The sequence below is a fragment of the Helicobacter canis genome (assembly GCF_008693005.1).
GTDB classification, from domain to species: Bacteria; Campylobacterota; Campylobacteria; order Campylobacterales; family Helicobacteraceae; genus Helicobacter_B; species Helicobacter_B canis.
On sequence record NZ_VXKE01000006.1, the window covers coordinates 1 to 23,407 of the forward strand.

Genomic DNA, 23,407 nt, shown 5'->3' on the forward strand with positions numbered 1-23,407 from the left:
TATCAACTTTGGCTCATCTTTTAGACTAGGCTCATCTGTGTATATGTATGGAAGCAAATCTATCCTCTTCCCTTCAGTTGGTGTAGGTGTAGAGGGTGGCTATCTAGGAGAGTTTGAGATGAGGACAAACCGCTCTGGTGAGCTACGCTATGGAGGACTAAGCCAAGGCTATGCTGTTACTTATGCCCAAGCAAATCTCAACTACTACCAAGAGTATGGCAAAAGGCTCTCTACTACACTAGGTGGTGGATTTAGGTATCTAATGAATACAGATATAAACATTATGCCAACACTTAATGGCAAGGCTTATACCATTGATGAAAAGACAGGTAGAGCAGCAGCAGTGCATGTAGCTCCATTTTTCTACCAAGGCACCTTTGTGATAAATTACCACACAGACAAAGCAGGAAACTTCTCTGCAGGCTATGTGGCAGTAGGTGGGGAGCTTGGGATTACGCATAATGCTTCTGTAAGGTGGCATTATTTCTTTTAATGCTTGAAGTTTCTCGTTGGTGGATTCGGCTTTTGGGCTAGAATCGCGGATTGCTGCGGCAAGCCTGCGGTCACTACCGCTAAGGTAGCTCCCTTGTCTCGCCTTGCAAAGCCACGATTCTAACTCCAAAATCCTAGAATCCTTTGCTTGCTTTTTTAGAGTTTAGATTTTTAGCATTTTTAGCATTTTTACTTTTTCACATTTCTAGCTCCCCCCTAAAATCCTTAAAAAGCCCCACTAGCAACACCGCAAATCTTAGAATCGTTTTACTCTCAAACTAACTTCACTCCTAGAATCCTTTGCTGACTTTTTTACATTTTAGACTTTTATTAGATTTTAGACTTTTACACTTTTAGCGTTTATCCGTCATTGCGAGCCGCGTTAGCGGCGCGGCAATTCATAAACAAAAACAAAACCCCCTAGAATCGCTTCTATGAAAAGCTGTTATACTTCCTTATGCCAAACAAGGATTGCAATCAATGAGACTTTTTTTAAGCGCGCTAGAGCCTAGCGCAAATATCCACGCCAGAGAAGTTGTGCGCGAGCTGCTTACTCTGCTAGAATCCAGCCTAGATTCTAAAGCTACGCTAGAGATTGTGGGCGTGTTTGACCCTAGCCTGCTTGCAGAGCTTCACCAAGGCGCAATCAAGCTAGCTCCACACTACCACCCAAGAGACTTTTCCATTATGGGCTTTAGCGATGTGGCTGTAAAAATCCCATTTCTATGGCGAGCGCAAAGAGAGCTAGCCACAATCGCTCTGGGGGCTAAAGTGATTATGCTTATGGATTCTTCATCATTCCACATTCGCTTAAGCAAGCGCATAAGAGCTATGCAGCCCCCAAATAAACGCGCAACAATTTACTACTATATCCTGCCCCAGCTCTTTGCGTGGAAAAGCTGGCGAGCAAAGATTTTAGAGCGATATTGCGATAAATTGCTTGGGATTTTGCCCTTTGAGGCGGAGTATTATAGTAAGCAGGCAAGAGAGAGCGGGCAGCTTGTCTATGTGGGACACCCGCTGCTAGATGAGCTAGAATCCAGTCTGCTAGATTCTAGGGCAAATGCCAAAGCCACCCCTGCAAGCTCCCAATCACACACGCCTTGCATTGTCTTTATGCCCGGCTCTAGGCGTGGAGAAATTAGGCGGATATTCCCCACCTTTTATGCCGTGGCAAAGCAGCTGCCTAATGCCAAAAAGCTCCTTGTGATCCCAAGCACTTTCGCACAGGATTCTAGCGATATGGCGCATTTGCAGGCTATCTATGAGAGCGATCCTAGCACAAAGGGAGCATTGCAGGACTTCACCCTATGCTTTGAGACAAGGTCTGCGCTTATGCAAGCAGACTTTGCCTTCATCTGCTCTGGCACAGCGACTTTAGAGGCTGCGCTACTTGGCACGCCCTTTGTGCTAGGCTATAAGGCAGCGTGGCTGGACTATGCGATTGCTCGCTGCTTTGTGCATTTGCGCTATATTGGGCTGGCAAATATTTTTTACAATGCCTTGTGTGGGGAGAAGCCCGGCTGCGGCAGCTCCACAATCCACCAAGAGCTAGTCCAAGGCTCTATGAGCGTGGAAAATCTCCTGCAAGCCTACCACCAAGCACAAGCACAAGACTTTATTGATAATGCCTACAAGCTACGCGCCTACTTGAAGCACGGCAGCGCGCGCAATGTAGCAGCACTGCTTGCAGAGCATTTAGCCTAGAATCTCCACTTGCATAACAATCCGTATCCCAAGCCTTGCGCACACTTGCGAGACTTTGGGGGATAGGTTTAGGGCTAGGGTGTCCTTTTTATTAAGATAGGAGTGGATCTTTAGCACGATAAAGGCATTATGCTGCTCTTTGAGAATCTCTAATGCCTTTTGCTTATGGCTTATGCGCTCGACAAAGCGATCGCACTCTTTGCGGAACATCGCTGGGGTAATAGTTTTGGAGTGGATTTTATAAAATGCCTTTGGCTCATCTTTAGACTCATCGCTATGCCCGCTAGAATCTAGCTTGCTAGATTCTAGTGCTGCTTGGTAGCGCGCTAGCTCACTGCGCCACTCTCTGTAAGAAAGCGTAATAGACTCTGCGTTTTTATGCTTATACACACTTGGGCGAAGCCCTAAGCTATCATACACAGCAAAGGGACAAAACTCCTCCATATACAACTCTAAGCCGATGACACAATATGAGCGTTTTTGCATAAATACATCTCCTTAAACCTTTGGGATAAGGATTTTACCAAAATCACTACACACTTTTTAAGAGAGATCCCCCAAAAGGAGAGAAAAGGGGGATTATCAAGGAAGAATAATGCAATAAACTAATCACAACAACTAAAGGAGACCCACCACACTCCACCCTATTACGCCTTTAGCTTGTGAGTAGCTAGCGTGCTGCGTGCGGAGAGTGCCCGTGCGCGCCCATTTTGTGCGGATTCCCAGAGCCACCTAGGTAGGAAATCTCGCCATTGCCTGCAATGCTATATGCCTGCCCAAAGCCTTTGACATAGCGTCCAGAGCCTGCAATAAGCTCGATTAAATGGAAATCTTGCATAGCTTTAATGCTCTTAATCCCCCCAGCCCCGCCACTTTGCTCCACAAAGCGCGCAAACACGCTCTCAAACTCTTCACCCCCCCTATCCACAAAGCGCGCGCTCACGCGGTAGCGCAGTCTTTTGCGCAAGATGACAGACTTTGCCTTGCTTTCATCTTCTAAGAACATTAGCTCGATATTGCTTGGATTAGCACGGATACTTGCGTAATGCTCCGCCACTTCGCTGATATAGATGTAGAATCTCCCTTCACTATGGATAACAGGCGCGTAAGTCGCTAGAGCTTCCCCGCTAGGACTAAGGCTCGCTAGCACGCCTGAGCCAAACTCCTTGGCAAACTCGGCGATCTCTTGCTTAATCGCCTCTAAATCGTGCGTTTGCTCCACGCTCATACATAGGGAAATGATGGCGTTTTTTATCGTGTCTGGTGTGGCTTTCTGGGGGAACTCCACGCGCACACTCCCGCCTGCATAGGCTATATCTAGCCCTTCAAAATCCACAGACTCTAGCACGACATTTCTAGGCTCACTTTGATTGCCAAACTTTTTGACCAAGCCGACAAGCTCCTTGGTATGATGATCATTCATATGTGTGATAATGCTTGTAAAGTCCATTTCGCGCTCCTTGATTGATTTGTGCGGGCATTATAAATTTCTGCAACTTAGACTTTTATTAAAAATAAGAATAACTATCACAAATGAAACCAATCCCCCGCAGCCAAGCCCTAGCTAGAATCTAAAGCTAGATTCTAGCCTAAAGCACGCAGTGGGCTTACCCTAGATCCTTGACTCATTTTTTTTTTTTTTTGTAATCTGCGCGTTTTTAGATTCTAGCTACTTGTAAGGATAAGCGATGAAGCAAATGATCAAGTCTCTTTACACGCGCGCGCCAGATCGCTTTAAAACAAAGCTGCATAATCTCCTAAACAGCGATGGATTCTACACAAACAAGTCCCAGAATCTAATTGATAGGATAGAAGCTCTAAGCACGCCAATCACTGACAAAGAGCTACAAAAGCGTGTTTTAAAAGACACTCTCTTGCTTGTGGAGATAGAGATCGCTAGCTTTTGTAATCGCACTTGCTGGTTTTGCCCAAACTCTAGCGTCGATAGAAAAAGCAAGAGCATAGAGCTACCTGAAGAAGTCTTCCTAAAGCTTATTGATAATCTCGCTCAAATTGACTATGACAAAGACCTAAACTTCCATAGATTTAATGAGCCTTTAGCTGATATGGAGCTGCTACTAAAGCGTGTAAGCCAAGCTAGAGCCAAGTTGCCTAAGGCGCGATTTACGATCTTTTCTAATGGCGATTATATCGATAGGGACAAGCTAGAGAAGCTCAAAAACGCTGGGGTTAATAGTATGCTTATGTCCTACTACTATGGGCAGGAAAAGTCCTATGACAAAGAGTCTGTGATACTCCCGGCAATGGAGAAAATGCGCCAAAAGTTAGGGCTAGATTATAAGGTGGCAGAAGATAGCGATCAGCAGTTTTGCGTGCGCTTTGATTATAGAGATATGGAGATCTATTATCGCGTGTGGAATCCAAGCACAAGTGGGCAGTCAAGGGGCGGGGCGATAGAGTCGATGAAAAGAGCGCGAAAAGTGGATTCTGGCTGCTTTCAAGGGGCTATGAATTTCTATGTCGATTATAATGGCTTGGTGATGCCCTGCTGCCACACGCGCAGTGATGTGAGCGAGCATAGAGACTTTATCGTGGGTGATTGTAATAAGCAGGATATGTTTGAGATATTTTTCAGCCCAGCTTTTGCGCGCTTGCGAGCCGAGCTTTTTATGAGTAGTCCTTGTAGCCCAGCTGTGCGGCGGATTTGCGCGGATTGTAGCGATAGGAGAAGGGAGCAGTTCCTAGCTCTAGGGTAGAATCTAGCTAGCAGAATCTAGCTCTTTAGATTCTAGTGTGAGCCTATGGGGATAAGCATTTGCGGGTGCGTGTTTAGCAGCAAGGAGAGTCGCTCTGCCTTAGTGGAGAAGAGGGCAAATGCCCTTGATCTAGCGATACACTGCTCAAATGGCAGGAAGTGCAGCACCGGCTCTTTTAACTCTTGGAGATAAAAGATAGGGTTTTTGCTCGTGGTTTTGGTAACTATGACCTTTTTCCCAAAGCTTCTGCCAAGTGCTTCATAGTCCTTGATGATAGTATCTTGATGCCTGCCATCTGGCTCAAAATCATAGGCGTGTATATCAATGTTCATTTGGATTGCTATATCAAAGATCACACTTGAGATATTTTCTCCTGCGTTCATTTCTTCATTGATGATCACTAGGCTTTGCTTGCATTGATCTAGTGGAAATGCAGCGGTTTTTAGCACAGGGGTGGCGGTGCGGTAGAGTGCCTTGCGGTGGGATCGTTTGGCAAAAAGCTCTATGCCCACGATGATTAGCCCGATCTTTTTCGTGCGATCTACATCAAGCCGCTCGATGAAGCTAGTGTTAGCATAGTCAAATTTCAGCATAATGCTAGAATCCTGCTTGCATAGCTCTTTGATCGCATAGATTGTGGCAAAGTCTGCGGGATTTAGCACGATGATAAAGAGCTTTGTCGAGCGGATAAGGCTGTGGAGATAGATCGCTTGCGTAATGTCGCGCATAATCGCGCTAGAATCTTGGGCTAGCATATCCACATAGACATAAATATCACGCCCAAAAGGTGAGGGAAACTGCCCTATGTCGGATTTGATTTGCTTATAAATATTGCGCAGTGTTTTTGGATCACCTGCGACAAGCACGACATCTTGGGGCTGTATCACTAGTGAAAATGTGCTTAAAAGAAATTCATTATTGCGATAGATTCCAACGATTTTATAGTTTTTCTGCTGGATAGAGCCGATGTGCCGATAGGCAAACACACTCCCAAAGGGCACGCCCACTTCCATAATCTCGCCCTGCCCTAGCCCAAAGCCACGCGGTATAATGGGGACATTAGGCAGCCTTGAGATAAACTGCCCCGCGATAATCTTTGCATTATCAAGAAATATGGCGTGATCATCGCGCTGCAAGCTCTCATCTCCTATGCTAGAGAGTGTAACAATGCGCGCTTCCTTGCAGATTTTGCGCACGATCTTAAACACCGCGCCCGCTTGCAAGGCATCTTCCATAATCACAAACACATCGCTAAGATCTAGGCTTCTGTGCTCATCAAACACTTGTGTAAGGTGGTATTGGGAAGTGGGGTCAAAGTTGTGGAAGCTAAAGGAGCTTGGGAACTTCTCTGGGATCATTGCAGAGTCTTTGACAATGACAATGTAGAGATTGTTGCTAAAGTATTTTTCTAGCACCGAGCTAAGAAACACCCTACCAACAACACCATCAAGCACAAGCACGACTTTTTTCACATAGAATCCTTATAAGCTGCCTTTGGGGCTGACTAAACACCTTTAGCTTTTAGAATGCTAGCATTATACCAAAAGCCTAAATCTATCCCACGCTAGCACTTTAAGCCTAAGCCCTAGCGCAAATCTCGCAGAGCTAGAATCTAGCTAGATTCTAGCCAAGCAAATCTCGCACGATTTGGCGCGCTCTTTTGGCATTACTCTCTAAGCTTAGCTCTTTTGCATAGCTATGGGCGCGGACTTTATACGCCATAATTTGTGCAGATGATAGAGAGCGCACGGCGTGAGCTAGGGAGCTAGCACTAAAATCGCTAGAAGTTATGCCCACTTCATAATGCGCAAAAAACTCTCTAATAGAATCTAGCGGTGTTGCTACCACACAAAGCCTACTTTGGATATATTCAAAAAGCTTATTTGGCATAGCGTTTTTGTTGTTAAAGCTTGTGTCTTGCAGGCTAATTATGCCTATGTCAAAGCCATTGCAGCTAGGGATAATCTCTTCTAAGCTCACTGGTGGGAGTATGTGGCAGTTTGGGATAGGGGCTGCTTGAGCGATAAATTGGGCTAAAAAATCGCTACGATTACTTAGCACTTGGCAGTAAATCTCATAGCCCTGCCCTAGCTCTTTGGCAAGCTCTAGGAGATTAGTAGAGCCTCTCTCTTGGCTAATTAGCCCGTGATAAATGAGCCGGATAGGCGCGCTAGTCTCACTTGGCGTGAGATTGTGGTAGGGCGGGAGCGAGTAGTAAAGAATGCTTGCAATGCCAAAGTCTTGCAAATAGCGAGCAGCTATTGGTGCGCTTACACATAAGCAGCCATCAGCCTTTGGCAAATACCGCTCACATAAATGGGCAAAAAGCTTTCCAAGCCCTTCTAGCCACTGCTTATCTTCATACTCTAGCGGATAAAACTCGCGCAAATCTACTAGAATCTTGCAAGTGTGCTTCTCCTTGTAATCACACGCAAAAGGCAGCAGCGCAATATCTTCTACAATAATTAGATCAAGCTTAGGGAGTGAGTCTAAAAGCGCAGGGATTTGCGCGCGCTCTTTGGTATAAATAAGCGGGGCAAACTCGCCCCTATCACATAGGGCTTTAATGCGCTCGTTTTGCTCTTTGGTGCGGGTTTGGGCGTTAGATTCTGGAGCAGGGAAGCTAAAGCACTGCGCGCCTACTTCAGGGCTAGCCTCTCTAGCGATGACAAAAAGCCTAGCGACATCTCTTAGCGCAGCGATCATTCTGTGTGGGCGGGGTCGCTTTGTCGTATCAAAGTCTGCTAGCATAGCAATATTCGGGCGCAAGCAACCCCCTAGCCTAGAAGCAGTGCGCCTACCACACCAGCAAGCAGTAAGGGGACATTGAAGGCTAAAAATGTCGGCACGCAAGTATCCCAAATATGATCGTGCTTGCCATCGGCATTAAGCCCAGAAGTAGGACCTATGGTGCTATCACTTGCGGGCGAGCCAGCATCGCCTATGGCAGCTGCAATGCCAATTAGCAAAATTGTCGCCTCTACGCTAAAGCCTAGCTGCGTGCATAAAGGGCAGTAAAAAATAGCGATAATTGGTATCGTGCCAAAGGAAGAGCCTATACCCATAGTGATAAAAAGCCCTAGCAAAATCATCAGCACAGCACCCCCAAGCTTACCACCCACAAGCATAGAGCCTACTCCTACAAGCTGCGTGATGGCTTGGCTAGATTCTAGCACACTAGCAAAGCCAGCAGCTAGCAGCATAACAAAGGCGATAAAGCCCATAAGCTTAAGCCCGCTATCAACAAGCGAGTCCATAGCCCCCCACTTAATCCCACCGCCTAAGATCATTATCACAATCCCGCTAAATGCACCAAGAGGCATAGAGTTTGTAGTCAGCTGCACAATAAATGCGACAACCGCCCCCACAAGCACGCTAATATCGGCAAGCCCTAAGCGCATATTTTCCACACACTCTCGCTGCTCTACAATCACTTGCTCGCGGTAGATTCTAGGGCGAGAGTAGAATCCAACCACTGCGATAAGCAGTCCAAGCAGCATAGCAAGCCCACCGATCCACAGCACACCGGCTGTATCGCTAAGGCTAATGGCAAAGCCATATTTGTTCATCTCTTCAATAATTGTTTGGTGGAAGAATAGCCCATAGCCCAAAGGAAGCGTGATATAAGGAGCTTTCAAGCCAAAAGTGAGCGCGCACGCAATGGCGCGGCGGTCGATTTGTAAGAGATTAAACACGCTAAGGAGTGGAGGGATTAGAATGGGGATAAAGGCGATATGCACAGGGATAAGATTTTGCGAGAGACAAGAGAGAGCGGCGATGGCTAGGCAGATAAGCGTGCTACTTTTTATCGCACCTTTTTGGAACATTTGGGTAAGTTTATAGATACTTATGGCGATGAGATTACTTTTGGTAATGGCAGCTGCAAGGAAGCCTAGCAGAATATAGCTTAGGGCAATCTCTAGCTTAGAGCTCATACCATTGATAAAGATTTGTATTGTCTGCTGCACCGCACTGCCACTTAGCACACCAGCAAGCAGGGCAGAAGCAAACAGCGCGATTAAGACATTACACCGAAGCAAACATAGCACACACATAGCAATCACGCTAAGCAAAGCGGGGTTAGCCACTAAGGCAAGAAAATCACTCAACTACACTCCTTCAACTCTCTCTAGCTCTTTTTAAAGCGCGCCTAGATTCTAGGCTAATCACAAAACCTCTGCAAAATCTCCGCGTAAGACTCAATCCTGCGATCGCGCAAAAAGGGCCAAATGCGCCGCACATCTTGCGTGCGATTTAAATCAATCTCACACACTAGGCTAGCTTGCTCACTTTGCGCTTGGGCTAGGATCTCTCCTTGCGCTCCGCTAATAAAGCTATGCCCAAAAAACTCTATCCCCTCTCCCACTCCGCTAGAATCCACCTCAAAGCCCACGCGATTGATAGCAATAAGCGGGAGCGCATTTGCCACGCTATGACTCCGCTGGATTATCTGCCACGCTTGGAGCTGGCGAGACTTCTCATCATCGCTATCACTTGGGGTAAATCCTATGGCAGTGGGGTAAATCAGCAAATCTGCCCCCTTTAGTGCCATAATCCTAGCCGCCTCTGGATACCACTGATCCCAGCACACAAGCACACCAAGCTTGCCCACGCTTGTTTGTATGGGGGTAAAGCCCAAGTCCCCGGGCGTGAAGTAAAACTTCTCATAAAAGCTTGGGTCATCAGGGATATGCATTTTGCGGTATTTCCCAGCAATAGAGCCATCACGCTCAAAGACTACGGCAGTGTTATGGTATAAGCCTTTGGCGCGCTTTTCAAAAAGTGAGGTTACAAGCACGACACCTGCTTGCTTTGCTAGATCGCTAAAAAGTGCAATATCTGCTTCAAAGCTCTCAGCCAAATCAAAGAGATCCACACTCTCATATTGGCAAAAATACGCACTTTGGTGCAGCTCTTGCAAGGCGATTAGCTCTACACTTCCTGCAAGCCCTAGCACTTCTTGGCGTATGTAAGCAATCGTCTCTTCTCTACTGCCATAGAATCTATGCTGCAAGGCAGCGACTTTTATGCTGCTTTTTGTATCTCTTATGCTCTGCGCCATAGCTCTACCCTACTCATCATACTCATAATCTGGGTCTTCATAGTCATCGCTGTCATACTGCGAGTGGCTATCCTCCCACTCCTGCTCATCTTCTTCCCACTCATCTTCATCGATAGTATCCGCGCTCTCATCATCGTCTAAATCATCATAGCTTGCGCGCACAAGCTCTCTAGTAAAATCTCGCATACTCACTCCTTTATAATATCTCGCACCACTTCGCTTGCAATCTGCAGCCCAAAGCTTGCCGTTACCGCGCTAAAGCTTCCCAAGCCTTTGCATTTAGGCGGCTCTGGGCTAAATATGGCTTTAAAATCACTTCTCACTCCAGCCTTTTTCAGCCCATCGCGCAGCTTCCTTGCAAATCTATCGCCATAGCTTTTCCAAATGCTATCAATCTTAATATGCGATGGGTCAAGCTTTTTAGCAGAGCCTGTGGAGCAGATAAACCTCCCGTAAGGCATAAGGGCGCAAGCTTTAGCTAGCAAAATCTTTGCCCCAATGTCATCAATGGCATCAACGACATAATCATAGCCGCAAAACTGCTCCTGTGTGCTAGGGGTGCTTGCAGCGATAAACTCTTCTAGCCAAAGTGCATCAACCTTAGCTTCTATGCCCACAATGCCCGGATACATTCTCTCTAGCACTTTGACTTTCACTTCGCTAGTAGATTCTGCGCCGATTTGGCGGTTTTGGTTGGTTATGTCAAAGCAGTCTTTATCCACGATAGTAACACTAGTAACCCCGCAGCGATAAAGCCCATCAAGCACAAACCCACCGACCCCGCCAGCTCCAAAGATCAGCACGCGCTTATGCTGCAAGCGTGCAAAGCCATCGCCAAAAAGTAAGCGCGATCTTGTGAAGCGATCTTGTATGACTTCTTGTGAGATCTGTTGTGGGGCTTTAGATTCTTGTGGCACTTCTTGTAGATTTGCTTGCGTGATGCTCTGCATATCGATCCTTGCAATATCCTTGATACTTGTGTAAAGGAGCGATTATAGCACGAAATGCTGGTATTTGTGCGTGTTTAATCAATGTATTTACTTTAGATTCTTACAATCTTTGCGCGCTTTGCTTCAACACATTGAAACGCATTTTAGGCGCGCTTTGATTATCATCTAAGGAGTTTTTATGAACACAAAAGGACCAAAAGTTGTAAGCATAAGTGCGCTGCTAGCAGCCTGCCTTGGCTCACTACACGCAGAAGGCGGGAGCAAGAGCGGGGCATTTATCGGCGCGGAAGTAGGCTATGGGATAAACTTCGAGCGCATAGATCCTATCCCTACCAATGCCCAGCAACAGCAAACCACTAGCACAACAGCAGCTGCGCAATACCCCTATGCAGCCTTAGGGCTTAAAGCTGGGTATGGGCACTACTTCTCCCAGACATTTGGTCTAAGAGGCTATGCGAGCTACCACTACGGAGTCAATGGAATGAGCTCCACAACCACGGAGATAGAGCAAGGCGGTGGAAGTGGGGGGGGCAGCACGACTACAATCACGAAAAATACTGAGCTTTACTCTAGCCATCAAGTTAGTGCTAATGTCGAAGTAGTCTGGGACTTTTTGCAGCTTAGTCAGGCAAGCTTTGGGGTCTATGCTGGGGTGGGTGTAGGCTATGGCGCGCTTACAGCAAACACCACAACCACAGAAGGTGGCGGGGCAGCAGCCACTATCACCGAGCAGAATCTAGGCTCTGGGATTATCCTGCCTGTCAATGTCGGGCTTGAAGTAGGCATAGGGCAGCACCACAGAGCTGGGCTAAACTTCCGTATCCCGACCATTGCCGCAAGCTTTAAGGACAATCTTGGGATAAATGCTTCAAGCAATGAGTATAAAAACCGCAACCTAATCATAAGCGTAGGCTATGCCTATATCTTCTAAACCACTTCAAACACCCTAGAATCTAAGCTTTGTAAAGCTAGATTCTAGCTTTACAGATTACTTTTCTTTGTCTTACAACAAGCTCGCAATGACTACAAGCTAGAATCTAAGCCCTCATCTGCTCGCGGCAAGCCCTAGCAAAACGATGTCAAAGCTCCAATATCCCCTAGCGAGCCCACCACAGCATTGGACTCATATCATAGATCGGCTGCACCTTAGGCATAGCGATATTATCCCAAATAGCTAGGCGAAAGCTTGGCAGGAAGTAGTGTGGCACGACTATATCCATATCAAGCAGCACACGATCAAGCGTGCGCGTGGCAAGGACTAGCTCATCTCTACTGCGCGCATTGATAAGCCTATCTATCAAGCAATCTACAAGCGCGGACTTCACGCCGCTGTAATTTCTACTCCCTTGTGTATCCGCACTCACACTGCCAAAGAAATACCGCTGCTCATTGCCCGGCGAGAGACTTTGGGGGATAATGCCCACAATCATATCGTAGTCAAAGCTTTTCACGCGGTTAGTGTATTGACTAGAATCTAGCTTTTGTATCTCCATAGTGATACCAAGTAGCTTAAGATTTCTGGCATAGCGAATGGCTAGCCGCTCAAAGGCTGGGTTATCAAGCAGCAGGGTAAAGCGCAGTGGAATGCCATTTTTATAAGCCTGATTGTTTTGCACCACATAGCCAGCCTGCTCCAATAAATCACGCGCAAGCTTTAGATTCTCCCGCTCTGCTTGCAAGCTTGGCGCACTTGGGACGATATAGGGCTTATACAAGCGATCCATAGAGCTAGAATCCACCTTACACGCACGCAAAAGCTCTTGCTGTGCCTTGCTTAGAGTCGGTGTGGAGGCAAAAATGGAGTGATTAAAAAAGCTTGTCGTGCGCTGGTATTGGGAGAAGAAGAGATTTTCATTGCTCCACTCAAAGTTAAAGGCAAGCAGCAGTGCCCTGCGCACAAGCGGATTGTCAAAGGGCTCTTTTCTTAGATTCATAAAAAAGCCCTGCATACCGCTGGGCAAGCTGTGGGGGATCTCAAGCTTGCTAAAAGTTGGGTCTTTACTCTGCTTATATGCCCTTGCCCACACTTTTGCCGCGCTCTCAAGGCGGAAGTCGTATCTATGCCCCAAAAACGCCTGCAACGCCGCCGTATCATCGCGGTAATACTCATATCGCACGATGTCGAAGTTAAACTGCCCCCTGCGGCTAGGGAGATCACGCGCCCAATAGTTTTCATCACGCTTATATTCTACAAGCTTGCCTACTTCATAGCGCACTAGTGTATAAGCCCCGGAGCCTAGCGGGATTTGCAAAGGGCTTTTGCCATAGGAGTTTTGCCCACCTTGCATATAATAATGCCTAGGCAGGACACTAAGCTGCCCTAGGATTAGTGGCAGCTCTCTATTATCTTTGGTCGCAAATTTAAAGCGGATCTTCCTAGAATCTAGTATTTCATAGCCTGCAATATCTGCGTAATACTGCTTATAGAGCGGATTTTGCAGCATCATATCAAAGCTAAAGCCCACATCTTGCGCACTAATAGCCACGCCATCGCTAAAGCGCGCCCTAGAATCTATGGTAAAGGTTACACTATCATAGCTTGGCGATACTACTACATCACTTGCTACAAGCGCGTATTGCACATAGGGCTCGTCCATACTCTGTGCCATTAGCGTATCATAGACAAGCTCTAGCCCTGCGGCACTCTGCCCTTGCAGGGCAAAAGGATTAAGCGAGTCAAAGCTCCCTAGCGCGTGCGCTTTAAGCACGCCGCCCTTTTTGGCATTTGCATTAGCATAGTCAAATGCTCTAAAGCTGCTCGTATCGCTGTATTTAGCCTGCCCATCAAGAGAGATAAAAGGCGCGCCATAAGCCAAGCCCACCAAGCCTAGCCCCCATAGCGCAAAAGCCCAGAATCTCACACAAGCCCTACAAGCTCTTTGGCTTTCTGGTAAGTGGCTTTAGCAATGGGACGCACACGCCCTAAGCTTGTATCTAAGATATTTTGCAAATACGCCCTATCGCCACTAAGCTGCTTATAACGCTTTTGGATTGGCTCTAGTGTGGCTACTAGCATATCAGCTAGCTCAAGCTTTAGCGCGCCATAGCCCTTGCTAGCAAAATGCTCTTCTATCTGCTCTTTGCTCTGCTGGCTTAGGGCTTGATAAATGCTTAGGAGATTATAAATCCCTGCGCGCTCTGTATCAAAGGCGATAATCCCGCTAGAGTCAGTTACCGCCTTTTTGCATTTACGCACGATAGTGTCTTTACTATCAAGCAAAAATATCGCGTGATTCTCGCCTTTGGCGGATTTGCTCATTTTAGATTCTGGGTCATCAAGCCCCATCACACGCGCGCCAATTTGCGGGATAATGGGGCTAGGGATTGTGAAGCACTCACCAAAGTCGCGATTAAAGCGCGTGGCTACATCACGGGTAAGCTCTAAATGCTGCTTTTGGTCCTCTCCTACTGGCACGCCATCGACTTGATAGAGCAAAATATCTGCTGCCATAAGGGCTGGGTAGTTAAACAGCCCCACATTGATATTTTTTGGATTCTTGCTGGATTTGTCTTTAAACTGCGTCATACGGCTCATATCGCCCATAGGGATATTGCAGTCTAAAATCCACGCCAAAGCCGCGTGCTCATCGATCTCACTTTGGATAAAAAGGCTAGATTTCTCGCTATCAATCCCGCACGCCAAAAGCATTGCCACAAGCTCATAGGTCTTTGCCCTTAGCTCCTTGGGGTCTTGCTTTGTGGTAATGGCGTGGGAATTCACCACGCAAAAGATATTGTCATACTGCTCTTGGGAATCCACCCATTGCTTAATCGCGCCTAAATAGTTGCCTAAATGGATTGAGCCTGTGGGCTGGATACCGGAGAAAACGCGCTTTTTGCCTGCTATTTTGCTTGCCATAAAAATCCTTTGTATCTCTATTTTGGAGATGATAAGGCGCAAATTATAGTCAAACTCCTGTAAAGCCGCCATTAATAAATATGTTTTATAATCCCTAGAATCTTACACAAAAGGACTTTTATGAGAGTTTCTGCTTCTTTGAAATTTGGCGCACTTGCTAGCCTTGTGCTTGTAGCGATACTTGGGATCAATGGCTGTAAAAAGGGCTTAGGTGATAATAAAGAAATCAACGCTTCACTAGAAGGCGCGCCTGCTTGGGTGATAGAATCTAATGACGACTTGCTTAGTGCCACAGGAAGCGCAAAGGTCAAAAACAACAACCTAAACTTCGCTACCACACAAGCAGGAGCTGCAGCGCGCGTGGAGCTTGCCACACAAATTTCTACAAGGATTGAAAGCAAGTATAAAGAGCTAGCCACAAGCGATGAAGATAGTGTCAATCAAGAAGCGGTGCAAGCTATCCGCAATAGTGTCGATCAAGTGCTAGCAGGCTCAAAGATCACCAATAAATGGGTAAGCAAAGATGGCACGCTATGGGTGCTTGTCAAAATCCAAAAGCTAAACACTGATCTACTAAAAAGCAATCTTTTAAACTCAAAAACCCTTGATAAAGCCGCAGCGCAAGCACTCTCTCAAGCTGTCGATGAGATTTTAGACACCCCTGCTCGATAGCTCACTTTTAGTGTGCTATGCTTCATATCATTCTCATAGAGCCTAGAATCCCCCAAAACACAGGGAATATCGGCAGGCTCTGTGTCGCTGCTAATGCCACACTCCACCTAATCCACCCCCTTGGATTCTGCCTTAGTGAGAAGTCTCTCAAACGCGCAGGGCTAGATTATTGGCAGTATTTGCAAAAATATGAGTGGGATAGTGTGGAGCATTTTTGGGCGCACTATCCACTAGACTCTAGGCATTTTTTCCTAACGACCAAAACAGATAAGCCCTACTACCAAGCACAATTTGACCAAGAGTGCTTCCTCTACTTTGGGCGTGAAGATGCGGGCATTAGCGAAAGTATCTTAAACGCAAACAACAAGCAGTGTTTAACAATCCCTATGGCAAAGCAAGCGCGCAGTCTTAATCTCTCCACAAGTGTTGGTATTGTCGCTTATGAAGTGCTACGCCAACTCTCTTGCAAACCATCTTGCAAAGCCTAGATTCTACTAGCTAGAATCTAGTGCAAGTATTATGCGCAGAGAGCAAAACCCACTAGAATCTACTTTGACTTCTTCTGCTCTCCTAGCTCTTTAGCTAAGAATTTTGCCGTGTAGCTGCGCGATTTTGGCGCGGCTTTTACAAAGCTTGCCACATCGCCTGCTAAGATGACTTCGCCCCCCTTATCACCCCCCTCTGGTCCCATATCAATAATATAATCCGCGTTTTTTATCAAATCCAAATTATGCTCAACAACAATCACACTATTGCCTAGCTCTACAAGATGGTGTAGCACTTTTGTCAGCCTATCCACATCACCAAAGTGTAGCCCAGTAGTGGGCTCATCTAGCACATAGAGCGTGCGCCCTGTATCTTTACGACTTAGCTCTTTAGCAAGCTTGATTCTCTGCGCTTCCCCACCGCTTAGTGTCGTGGCATTCTGCCCTAGAGTGATATAGCCTAGCCCCACATCTTGCAAGGTTTTTAGCTTTTGGTGGATTCTAGGAAGCTTGGCGAAAAACTCGCACGCGCTATCAACGCTCATTTCTAGCACATCAGCTATGGACTTGCCTTTGTATTTGACTTGCAAGGTTTGGGCGTTGTATTTGCTGCCTTGGCACAAATCGCACTTAACCATCACATCTGGCAAAAAGTGCATTTCTATGGTGATCTCGCCTTCCCCTTGGCATTTTTCACACCGCCCTCCTCGCACATTAAAGCTAAAGCGCGACACCCCAAAGCCTAGAATCTTTGCCTCCTTTGTGTTGGCAAACACCGCGCGGATCTCGTCCATCGTGCCTGTGTAGGTGGCTGGATTGCTCCTTGGGGTGCGACCTATGGGGCTTTGATCAAGGTAGATGACTTTATCTAAATGCTCTAGCCCTAGGATCTCCACACCATCGCATTTTTTAATCTTGCGCGCATTGTTTAAAATCTCTTGGGCTACGGGCAGCAAGGTTTGTAAAATCAAAGAGCTTTTGCCACTGCCGCTCACACCTGTTACGCACACGAAGTTTTGCAAGGGGATTTTGGTGCTAAGGTTTTTGATATTGTTAATGCTGACATTATTGATGGATAGCCACTGCTTTTTAGCGCGGCTCGCTTGGTAGGATATATCGCGCTTGCGGTTGATAAAGTCTGCTGTAAGCGTGCTAGCTTTAAGCATACCTGCAAGATTTCCACTATAAATCACCTCCCCGCCTAAAGCCCCAGCCCCCGGACCAATATCGACAATAAAGTCCGCGTGCAAAATCGTCTCTCTATCGTGCTCTACAACGATGACAGAATTACCCTTTTCTTGCAAGTTGCGCAAGGTTTTAATAAGCTTTAGCGTATCGCGCTCGTGCAGTCCTATACTTGGCTCATCTAGCACATAGAGCACGCCTGTAAGCCCGCTTCCTATTTGGCTAGCTATGCGTATGCGCTGGCTCTCCCCCCCGCTAATAGTGCGCGCATCTCTACGCAGAGTAAGATAGCCTAGCCCCACATCTACAAGGAAGAATAATCGCTCTATAATCTCGCGCAAAATCGGTGCGGCAATGAAGCTTTGCTGCTTACTAAAGTAGGCGAAGTTGCTTTCATTAGAAAAAAACTCATACGCCTCTTCAATGGGCATTGTGATCACATCGCCTATACCTTTACCTGCGACTTTTACGCTTAGAGACTCAGGCTTCAAGCGGTTTGCCCCGCAAGTATCACAGGGCTTCTCACTCATATAGTCGTGCAAATCGCGCTCATCTTTAAACATATCATACGCGATTTGCAAAATCCCTTTCCACGGACGCTTCATTGCACTATTACGCCAAGTGATCTCCACTTCTTCGCTTCCGCCATAAAGCAAGGTATTTTGCTTGGTTTTATCTAGCTCATCAAAGCTTTTTGCGCTATTTATGCCATATTGCTTGCAAAAAGCCCTAAATAGCTCGGCATAGTAGTTGCGATTAAAGCCAAAGATGACCTTTATCCCGCCATCATTGAGCGGCAAAGAAGTGTTTAAAATCTTTTTTAAATCAATGCTATATTTACTCCCTAGCCCAGAGCAGCTCTCACAAGCACCTTTAGGCGAGTTGAAAGAAAAGCTCAAAGGCTCAAGGGGCTCAAAGCTCACTTTACAATCAAAGCAAGCAAAATGCTCGGAGTAGTGGATTAGGTGGTGCTTATCATCAAGGGTATATTCTATCTCCACCTCGCCAAAGGATTCTTGCAGGGCTCTCTCCACCGCTTGAGCTATGCGCGTGGCGTTTTCTTGAGTGTTTTGCACTCTATCGATGATGATTTTTATACTATGCTTCTTCGTCTTAGCAAGCTCGATCTCTTCATCAAGCCGCACCATCACACCATCGATATATGCGCGCACAAAGCCCTTCTGCCGTAGCTCTTGGATTTTCTCAGCAAAGCTGCCTTTTTTCTCTCGCACAATAGGCGCGAGAATGAGCATTTTAGCGTCATTTGGCAGAGCTAGCACTTGCTCAATAATATCGCTAGAAGTCATAGAAGAAATCGGCTTATCGCACAAATGGCAGTGCTGCGTGCCCACTCGCGCATAGAGCAAGCGCAGATAGTCATAAATCTCTGTGATCGTGCCAACGGTTGAGCGAGGGTTTTTGCTCGTGGTTTTTTGATCGATTGCAATAGCTGGCGTTAGCCCGTTAATCTTATCCACACTAGGCTTGCCCACGCGGTCTAAAAACTGCCTAGCATAGCTGGATAGCGACTCGATATACCGCCGCTGCCCTTCAGCATAGAGCGTATCAAAGGCAAGAGTGCTTTTGCCGCTGCCACTAAGTCCAGTGAAGACTACGAGCTTGTTTTTGGGGATTTTTAGGTGGATATTTTTGAGATTATGCTCTCTTGCGCCGATGATTTCTATGTAATCTTGCATAGTATTCTCTACAAAAGTGGATTCTAGGCTACTAGATAATCTTTGGCACGATGAAAAACCCATCTTGTGCTTTCGGGGCATTTTCTAGCACATTTAAAGCGACATTAGAATCTTTAGGCACATCATCGCGCAAGGGGGTCTTGGCATTGGTGCTTAAAGCTATATCATCAGTATTGATACTTGAGAGATTATCGATAAAGCCTAAAATCTCATTAAGATTGCTCGCCACCTCTGCGGCTTCTTCTTGGCTTAAATCAATCATCGCAAGCTTCTGCAACTTCCCTAAAAGCAACTCATCAATCATCATCACACACTCCTTATAATAAACGCCTATTCAGCTAAAATAGGCTAGAATCCAAAATCGCGATTATAGCAAAGTCTATGACAATCTCTATCGCAAATTACAAGCTAACATAATGGATTCTAGGAGTGTTGATGCTAGATTTTAGCCTATATCTTGGAGCGCAGTGGGAGTGGGTGCTGCTTGGACTTTGCGTGGCATTTTTCATCTCTGGCTTTGTGGATTCTATCGCTGGGGGTGGGGGCTTCATCTCCACGCCTAGCTTGCTTCTAGCGGGGATCCCACCTCACCTAGCACTTGGGACAAATAAATTTATCGTAGTCTTTGGCACAGCGATTGCAAGCTGGAATTTCATCACGCACAAGAAAGTTTTATGGCGTATCGTGCTAGTGGGCATTGTCTTTTCCACTCTTGGCGCGTATATCGGCTCAAAAGTCGTGCTACTCACAAGCGACAGCACGCTTAAAAACATCATTTTACTTCTGCTCCCCCTAGCCGCACTGCTCGCGCTTATGCCTAAAAGGTTTCATCAAGGTAGAATCCACTTTTGCTCAAAAGACATTTTTCTCATCACGCCGCTTTTATCACTTGGCATAGGCTTTTATGATGGCTACTTTGGTCCGGGGACGGGGAGCTTTCTCATACTGGGATTTTACGCGATATTGCGTATGGATCTGCTTTATGCAAGCGGCTGCGCGAAGCTTATCAACCTAGGCTCTGGGCTTGGCAGCTTAATCGCCTTTATCCTAGGAGGCAGTGTGATCTACCTGCTCGCTCTCCCACTTATCGCGTGTAATATGCTTGGTGGCTATCTAGGCTCAAAGCTCGCATTACAAAAAGGTGCAAAACTCGTGCGGCTTATGGTAGTGGTGGTCTTTGTGCTGATGTTTATCTCACTACTTGTGCAGTATAGATTCTAGTGTGCTACAATACACACTCACTTTTAGCACTAGAATCCACTTTTAGAATCTAAGGTTATGAAATGGCGCAGCAAACACAGTCTCACACAAAACCTTGGGACAGACGCTCTTGGCGCGCTTTCCCCATTAAGCAAGCTCCTATCTACCGCGACACCACTACACTAGAATCCACTGAAGCCGAGCTTGCTTCCTACCCCCCACTAGTATTTGCCGGAGAGGCAAGAATGCTCAAAGCCCGCTTTGCCCAAGCCCAGCAAGGCAAGGCATTTTTACTTCAAGGGGGCGATTGCGCGGAGAGCTTCTCGCAGTTTAGCGGCTCTGGGATACGAGATTTGTTTAAGCTTATTATCCAAATGGGCGCGATTCTAACCTTTGCCGGGAGCTGCCCTATCATCAAAGTCGGTCGTATGGCAGGGCAGTTTGCCAAGCCTAGAAGCGCGGATTTTGAAGAAGTGGGCGGAGCGAGCCTACCAAGCTATCGCGGCGATATTATCAACGCTCTAGCCTTTGATGATAAAGCTAGAGAGCCTAGCCCAAAAAGAATGCTTCAAGCCTACCACCAAAGCTCCGCTACACTCAATCTCCTGCGCGCATTTGCTAGTGGTGGGCTAGCGGATCTAAATGAAGTGCATCGCTGGAATCTAGACTTTGTCAAGTCTAATCCCCTAGGACAGAAATATGAGGAGCTAGCAGAGTCTATAACCCAAGCCCTAGGCTTTATGAGTGCTTGCGGGATAGATTCTAACAACACCCCCACACTTAAAACCACAGAGTTCTACACAAGCCACGAAGCCCTGCTGCTAAACTATGAAGAGCAGCTTGTGCGCCAAGATAGCCTAAGTGGCAAGTGGTATGACTGCAGCGCACATATGTTATGGATAGGCGAGCGCACGCGCGATCTTGATGGAGCGCATTTGGAGTTTTTGCGCGGCGTGGAGAACCCTGTGGGCGTGAAGATTGGACCCAATGCGACAAAAGATGAGATTCTAGGGATTTGCGATATTCTAAACCCACACAACGAGCCGGGCAGGCTCAATCTCATCGTGCGTATGGGGGCGGATTTGATAGAGAAAAACTTCCCCAAGCTTTTGGAGAGTGTGCATAAAGAAGGGCGCGCGATTTTATGGAGCTGCGACCCGATGCACGGCAACACGATCAAAGCCAGCAACGGCTACAAAACACGCGCGTTTGATAGAATCCTAAGTGAAGTGAAGAGCTTTTTTGCAATCCATAAGGCTTGTGGCAGTATCGCAGGTGGAATCCACTTAGAAATGACAGGTGCAGATGTTACAGAATGTGTAGGCGGATCACAAGCTATCACAGAGGCAAATCTAGCTAGCTGCTACTCCACGCAGTGCGATCCAAGGCTTAATGCCACGCAGGCAATCGAGCTTGCATTCTTGGTCGCTGAAATTTTAAAAGAGCGCAATGTCGATAGTGGCTCATTTATTGCTTAAAGCTTTGCGCTAAATGAACGATTTGACAAAACCACCCCTAGAATCTAAGGAGATAGAATGAAGCTCTCTAATATATCACTTATCACATCACTTCTGCTAGGCTCTAGCACTCTTAGTGCGCTAGAGTTTGGACAAATGGGCAATATCTCCGCTGGGATTGGTGGAGCTGGAGTCGCGCTCAAAAACTCTCAATGGGCTCTATACTACAACCCAGCTCTCCTTGCGATGAACAAAAAATCCGGCTTTGCCTATAGCTTTGGGCTAGGCTATAAAGAGACCAATCTCTCGCGTGCCGCTTCTATTGATGTAGAAAATCTCCAAAATATGCCAAACAAGCTAGCAGATCTCTTTAGCGGCGCAGTAACGATACAAGCAGGGACAGGATTCCGTGCAGCAGGAGCGAAGAAGTTTGACCCGGGCAATCTAGGGATTTTTGGCGAAGTGCTAGAGGGTATGGGTATGAAAGATGAAAACACGATGAATAAATACCTCGAAGATGTCGCCAATAAAAATGGCATAACTATTACACCCGGAGGCGGACAAACCACCGAGCAGATTCTACAAGAGCTACAAAAGCACCCAGAAGCCCTTGAGGACATTAAGCACGACTTGCAAGAATCCATTAAAGACACTGCGCAAAAGCACCCTGATCAATCCGGCTCTTTGGGGCTGCTAGAAGGGCTTGTCGATGGGCTTACGCCAGAGAATATCGGCGGGCTTTTGGACTCTGCGCAAAAGGGGGATATGAGTTTAGATTCTCTCTTGCAAAATATGGGTGGCTTCACACTTATGACAAGCAATGACCCTTCACTTAATCGCTTTGTCAAAGATATGACCACGCTTAATGAAATGATCAATAAAAATGACTTTTCTCTAAGCACACAAAATGGCGTAGTGATCAACATCGGCTCCAAAAAATCGCGTGGGACGATAAGTTTTGGGCTTATGCCTAGTGCGTATATGAGTGCTACCGCTAGAATCGACCCTACGCATAATCAAATCATTATCCAAAATGGTAATAGCGAGCTTAAGGTCGAGTTTGGTGATGGCAACATCATCTTAGGCACAGCGGACAAAGGAGACTTTGATAAGCACTCTGTCCTAAGCAATCAGGCAAAGCACCAGCTAAGTGCAGGAAGTGTGGGGATCGTGGAAGTGCCTTTGGGCTATGGGCATTTGTTTGAAACACCGCTTGGCGATATTGCTGTGGGCTTAGCGGCGAAATATATCTTTGGGACAGGGTATTTGTATCACAAAGAGGGGGACTTTAATAGCATTAGCCAAAACATTACGCCCACATTTGATGGAATCGCGCAAACCCACACCTTTGGGATTGATGCAGGACTAGCATATAGCCCCCGATTTGCCAAGAATCTTACCCTAGGCTTTGTAGCAAAAAATCTCAATATGCCAAAGATCAAAACCGATGTGAAAAGCGGCGCGATGACAAAGCTCAACACCCAGCTACGCGCAGGGGTGAGCTATGGCTGGCTTAATGACAAAATCGTGCTGGCAGGGGACATTGACCTAATGCCTAATGACACCATTTCACTCGCGCGCCCTAAATCACAAGTGGCAGGCGGCGGGGTGCTAATTGATCTTAAATATTTTGATTTGCGCCTTGGGGCGATGTATGACTTCCGCAACAATAGCGATGAAGGTATGATCCTAACAGGCGGGATCAATCTGCTAGGATTCTTAGATATAGCCGTGCAGAGCAATCTCCACCTAAGCCAAGAGATCGCTGGCTCTGGGATCGCTGTGCCTAGCTACTTGCTTGTGAAAGTCGGTGGGGGCTTTAGCTGGTAGAATCCACTTTGACAAAGTGTTAAGTTTCTTCCACGCTGTGGAAGATTCTACACATTTTTATACATTAAAGCGTTGTAACGCCTTATGAAATATG

General features: G+C 46.6%; 21 protein-coding genes. 9 read left to right on the plus strand and 12 right to left on the minus strand.

The annotated features are described in order from the left end of the window. Together F4V45_RS09295 and lpxB are read left to right on the plus strand one after the other, a co-directional pair. Positions 1–493, plus strand: a 493-nt coding sequence (locus F4V45_RS09295) for a hypothetical protein (protein ID WP_170235121.1), incomplete at its 5' end; no start/stop codon positions are given. A 479-nt stretch (positions 494–972) separates the two neighbouring features. After that, positions 973–2,199, plus strand: a complete 1,227-nt coding sequence (lpxB, locus tag F4V45_RS01935; protein WP_150336815.1) for a lipid-A-disaccharide synthase — start codon at positions 973–975, stop codon at positions 2,197–2,199. Here the strand turns inward: lpxB and F4V45_RS01940 are convergent. Together F4V45_RS01940 and F4V45_RS01945 are read right to left on the minus strand one after the other, a co-directional pair. Next, complete coding sequence (locus F4V45_RS01940; RefSeq protein WP_150336816.1) at positions 2,191–2,685, minus strand: hypothetical protein; 495 nt, start codon at positions 2,683–2,685, stop codon at positions 2,191–2,193. The genes lpxB and F4V45_RS01940 overlap by 9 nt on opposite strands. Positions 2,686–2,869: 184 nt before the next feature. Continuing rightward, the gene (locus F4V45_RS01945; RefSeq protein WP_150336817.1) at positions 2,870–3,649 is read right to left on the minus strand and encodes a HugZ family heme oxygenase; all 780 of its coding nucleotides are present in this window, start codon (positions 3,647–3,649) and stop codon (positions 2,870–2,872) included. 238 nt (positions 3,650–3,887) lie between these two features. Between F4V45_RS01945 and F4V45_RS01950 the strand changes: the two genes are divergently transcribed. Beyond that, positions 3,888–4,916: a radical SAM/SPASM domain-containing protein gene (locus tag F4V45_RS01950; protein ID WP_150336818.1), complete on the plus strand. Its 1,029-nt coding sequence runs from the start codon at positions 3,888–3,890 to the stop codon at positions 4,914–4,916. Between the two features lie 32 nt (positions 4,917–4,948). Here the strand turns inward: F4V45_RS01950 and F4V45_RS01955 are convergent, their stop codons facing one another. From F4V45_RS01955 to F4V45_RS01975, 6 genes are all read right to left on the minus strand, one after another. Then, positions 4,949–6,388 (minus strand): COG3400 family protein, encoded by a 1,440-nt coding sequence (locus F4V45_RS01955; RefSeq protein WP_150336819.1) that lies wholly within the window; start codon positions 6,386–6,388, stop codon positions 4,949–4,951. A 151-nt stretch (positions 6,389–6,539) separates the two neighbouring features. Then, positions 6,540–7,685, minus strand: coding sequence for a glycosyltransferase family protein (locus tag F4V45_RS01960; protein ID WP_150336820.1), 1,146 nt, complete (start codon positions 7,683–7,685; stop codon positions 6,540–6,542). Between the two features lie 8 nt (positions 7,686–7,693). Beyond that, on the minus strand, positions 7,694–9,025 hold the full coding sequence (locus tag F4V45_RS01965; protein ID WP_150336821.1) for a Na+/H+ antiporter NhaC family protein: 1,332 nt from the start codon (positions 9,023–9,025) through the stop codon (positions 7,694–7,696). A 53-nt stretch (positions 9,026–9,078) separates the two neighbouring features. After that, the gene (locus F4V45_RS01970) at positions 9,079–9,945 is read right to left on the minus strand and encodes a carbon-nitrogen hydrolase (protein ID WP_150336936.1); all 867 of its coding nucleotides are present in this window, start codon (positions 9,943–9,945) and stop codon (positions 9,079–9,081) included. A 42-nt stretch (positions 9,946–9,987) separates the two neighbouring features. Beyond that, the gene (locus tag F4V45_RS09300; RefSeq protein WP_170235122.1) at positions 9,988–10,164 is read right to left on the minus strand and encodes a hypothetical protein; all 177 of its coding nucleotides are present in this window, start codon (positions 10,162–10,164) and stop codon (positions 9,988–9,990) included. A gap of 2 nt (positions 10,165–10,166) precedes the next feature. Continuing rightward, positions 10,167–10,928: a tRNA threonylcarbamoyladenosine dehydratase gene (locus tag F4V45_RS01975; protein ID WP_150336822.1), complete on the minus strand. Its 762-nt coding sequence runs from the start codon at positions 10,926–10,928 to the stop codon at positions 10,167–10,169. Positions 10,929–11,106: 178 nt separating this feature from the next. Between F4V45_RS01975 and F4V45_RS01980 the strand changes: the two genes are divergently transcribed. Continuing rightward, entirely contained in the window at positions 11,107–11,859 is a 753-nt protein-coding gene (locus F4V45_RS01980; protein ID WP_150336823.1) for an outer membrane beta-barrel protein, read from the plus strand. Positions 11,860–12,025: 166 nt separating this feature from the next. On the opposite strand, the gene F4V45_RS01985 is transcribed toward F4V45_RS01980, so the two are convergent. Both F4V45_RS01985 and trpS read right to left on the minus strand, forming a co-directional pair. Then, a complete protein-coding gene (locus tag F4V45_RS01985) occupies positions 12,026–13,789 on the minus strand; it encodes an extracellular solute-binding protein (protein ID WP_246144978.1) in 1,764 nt (587 codons plus the stop codon). Continuing rightward, positions 13,786–14,787 carry a tryptophan--tRNA ligase gene (trpS, locus tag F4V45_RS01990; RefSeq protein WP_150336824.1) on the minus strand — a complete coding sequence of 334 codons (1,002 nt, stop codon included), beginning with the start codon at positions 14,785–14,787 and terminating at the stop codon, positions 13,786–13,788. The genes F4V45_RS01985 and trpS overlap by 4 nt, the downstream gene beginning before the upstream one ends. 120 nt (positions 14,788–14,907) lie before the next feature. Here trpS and F4V45_RS01995 point away from each other — a divergent pair, with 120 nt between their 5' ends. Both F4V45_RS01995 and F4V45_RS02000 read left to right on the plus strand, forming a co-directional pair. Continuing rightward, complete coding sequence (locus F4V45_RS01995; RefSeq protein ID WP_150336825.1) at positions 14,908–15,459, plus strand: LPP20 family lipoprotein; 552 nt, start codon at positions 14,908–14,910, stop codon at positions 15,457–15,459. 17 nt (positions 15,460–15,476) lie between these two features. Next, entirely contained in the window at positions 15,477–15,947 is a 471-nt protein-coding gene (locus tag F4V45_RS02000) for a tRNA (cytidine(34)-2'-O)-methyltransferase (protein ID WP_150336826.1), read from the plus strand. Between the two features lie 59 nt (positions 15,948–16,006). Here F4V45_RS02000 and uvrA read toward each other — a convergent pair whose 3' ends face one another. Then, positions 16,007–18,826 carry an excinuclease ABC subunit UvrA gene (gene uvrA, locus F4V45_RS02005; protein WP_150336827.1) on the minus strand — a complete coding sequence of 940 codons (2,820 nt, stop codon included), beginning with the start codon at positions 18,824–18,826 and terminating at the stop codon, positions 16,007–16,009. Positions 18,827–18,857: 31 nt separating this feature from the next. After that, the gene (gatC, locus tag F4V45_RS02010) at positions 18,858–19,133 is read right to left on the minus strand and encodes an Asp-tRNA(Asn)/Glu-tRNA(Gln) amidotransferase subunit GatC (protein WP_150336828.1); all 276 of its coding nucleotides are present in this window, start codon (positions 19,131–19,133) and stop codon (positions 18,858–18,860) included. Positions 19,134–19,261: 128 nt separating this feature from the next. On the opposite strand from gatC, the gene F4V45_RS02015 reads away from it, so the two are divergent. The 3 genes from F4V45_RS02015 (at position 19,262) to traF (ending at position 23,313) form a co-directional block, all read left to right on the plus strand. After that, positions 19,262–20,047: a sulfite exporter TauE/SafE family protein gene (locus tag F4V45_RS02015; protein ID WP_115011171.1), complete on the plus strand. Its 786-nt coding sequence runs from the start codon at positions 19,262–19,264 to the stop codon at positions 20,045–20,047. 62 nt (positions 20,048–20,109) lie between these two features. After that, the gene (locus F4V45_RS02020; protein WP_150336829.1) at positions 20,110–21,504 is read left to right on the plus strand and encodes a class II 3-deoxy-7-phosphoheptulonate synthase; all 1,395 of its coding nucleotides are present in this window, start codon (positions 20,110–20,112) and stop codon (positions 21,502–21,504) included. Between the two features lie 57 nt (positions 21,505–21,561). Beyond that, the gene (gene traF / locus F4V45_RS02025; RefSeq protein WP_150336830.1) at positions 21,562–23,313 is read left to right on the plus strand and encodes a conjugal transfer protein TraF; all 1,752 of its coding nucleotides are present in this window, start codon (positions 21,562–21,564) and stop codon (positions 23,311–23,313) included. The last annotated feature ends 94 nt before the right edge of the window (positions 23,314–23,407 follow it).

Coding starts and splice junctions, on each gene's coding strand:
- lpxB (WP_150336815.1), top strand. CDS start 973: ATGAGACTTTTTTTAAGCGCGCTAGAGCCTAGCGCAAATATCCACGCC.
- F4V45_RS01940 (WP_150336816.1), bottom strand. CDS start 2,685: ATGCAAAAACGCTCATATTGTGTCATCGGCTTAGAGTTGTATATGGAG.
- F4V45_RS01945 (WP_150336817.1), bottom strand. CDS start 3,649: ATGGACTTTACAAGCATTATCACACATATGAATGATCATCATACCAAG.
- F4V45_RS01950 (WP_150336818.1), top strand. CDS start 3,888: ATGAAGCAAATGATCAAGTCTCTTTACACGCGCGCGCCAGATCGCTTT.
- F4V45_RS09300 (WP_170235122.1), bottom strand. CDS start 10,164: ATGCGAGATTTTACTAGAGAGCTTGTGCGCGCAAGCTATGATGATTTA.
- F4V45_RS01975 (WP_150336822.1), bottom strand. CDS start 10,928: ATGCAGAGCATCACGCAAGCAAATCTACAAGAAGTGCCACAAGAATCT.
- F4V45_RS01980 (WP_150336823.1), top strand. CDS start 11,107: ATGAACACAAAAGGACCAAAAGTTGTAAGCATAAGTGCGCTGCTAGCA.
- trpS (WP_150336824.1), bottom strand. CDS start 14,787: ATGGCAAGCAAAATAGCAGGCAAAAAGCGCGTTTTCTCCGGTATCCAG.
- F4V45_RS01995 (WP_150336825.1), top strand. CDS start 14,908: ATGAGAGTTTCTGCTTCTTTGAAATTTGGCGCACTTGCTAGCCTTGTG.
- F4V45_RS02000 (WP_150336826.1), top strand. CDS start 15,477: ATGCTTCATATCATTCTCATAGAGCCTAGAATCCCCCAAAACACAGGG.
- uvrA (WP_150336827.1), bottom strand. CDS start 18,826: ATGCAAGATTACATAGAAATCATCGGCGCAAGAGAGCATAATCTCAAA.
- gatC (WP_150336828.1), bottom strand. CDS start 19,133: ATGATGATTGATGAGTTGCTTTTAGGGAAGTTGCAGAAGCTTGCGATG.
- F4V45_RS02015 (WP_115011171.1), top strand. CDS start 19,262: ATGCTAGATTTTAGCCTATATCTTGGAGCGCAGTGGGAGTGGGTGCTG.
- F4V45_RS02020 (WP_150336829.1), top strand. CDS start 20,110: ATGGCGCAGCAAACACAGTCTCACACAAAACCTTGGGACAGACGCTCT.
- traF (WP_150336830.1), top strand. CDS start 21,562: ATGAAGCTCTCTAATATATCACTTATCACATCACTTCTGCTAGGCTCT.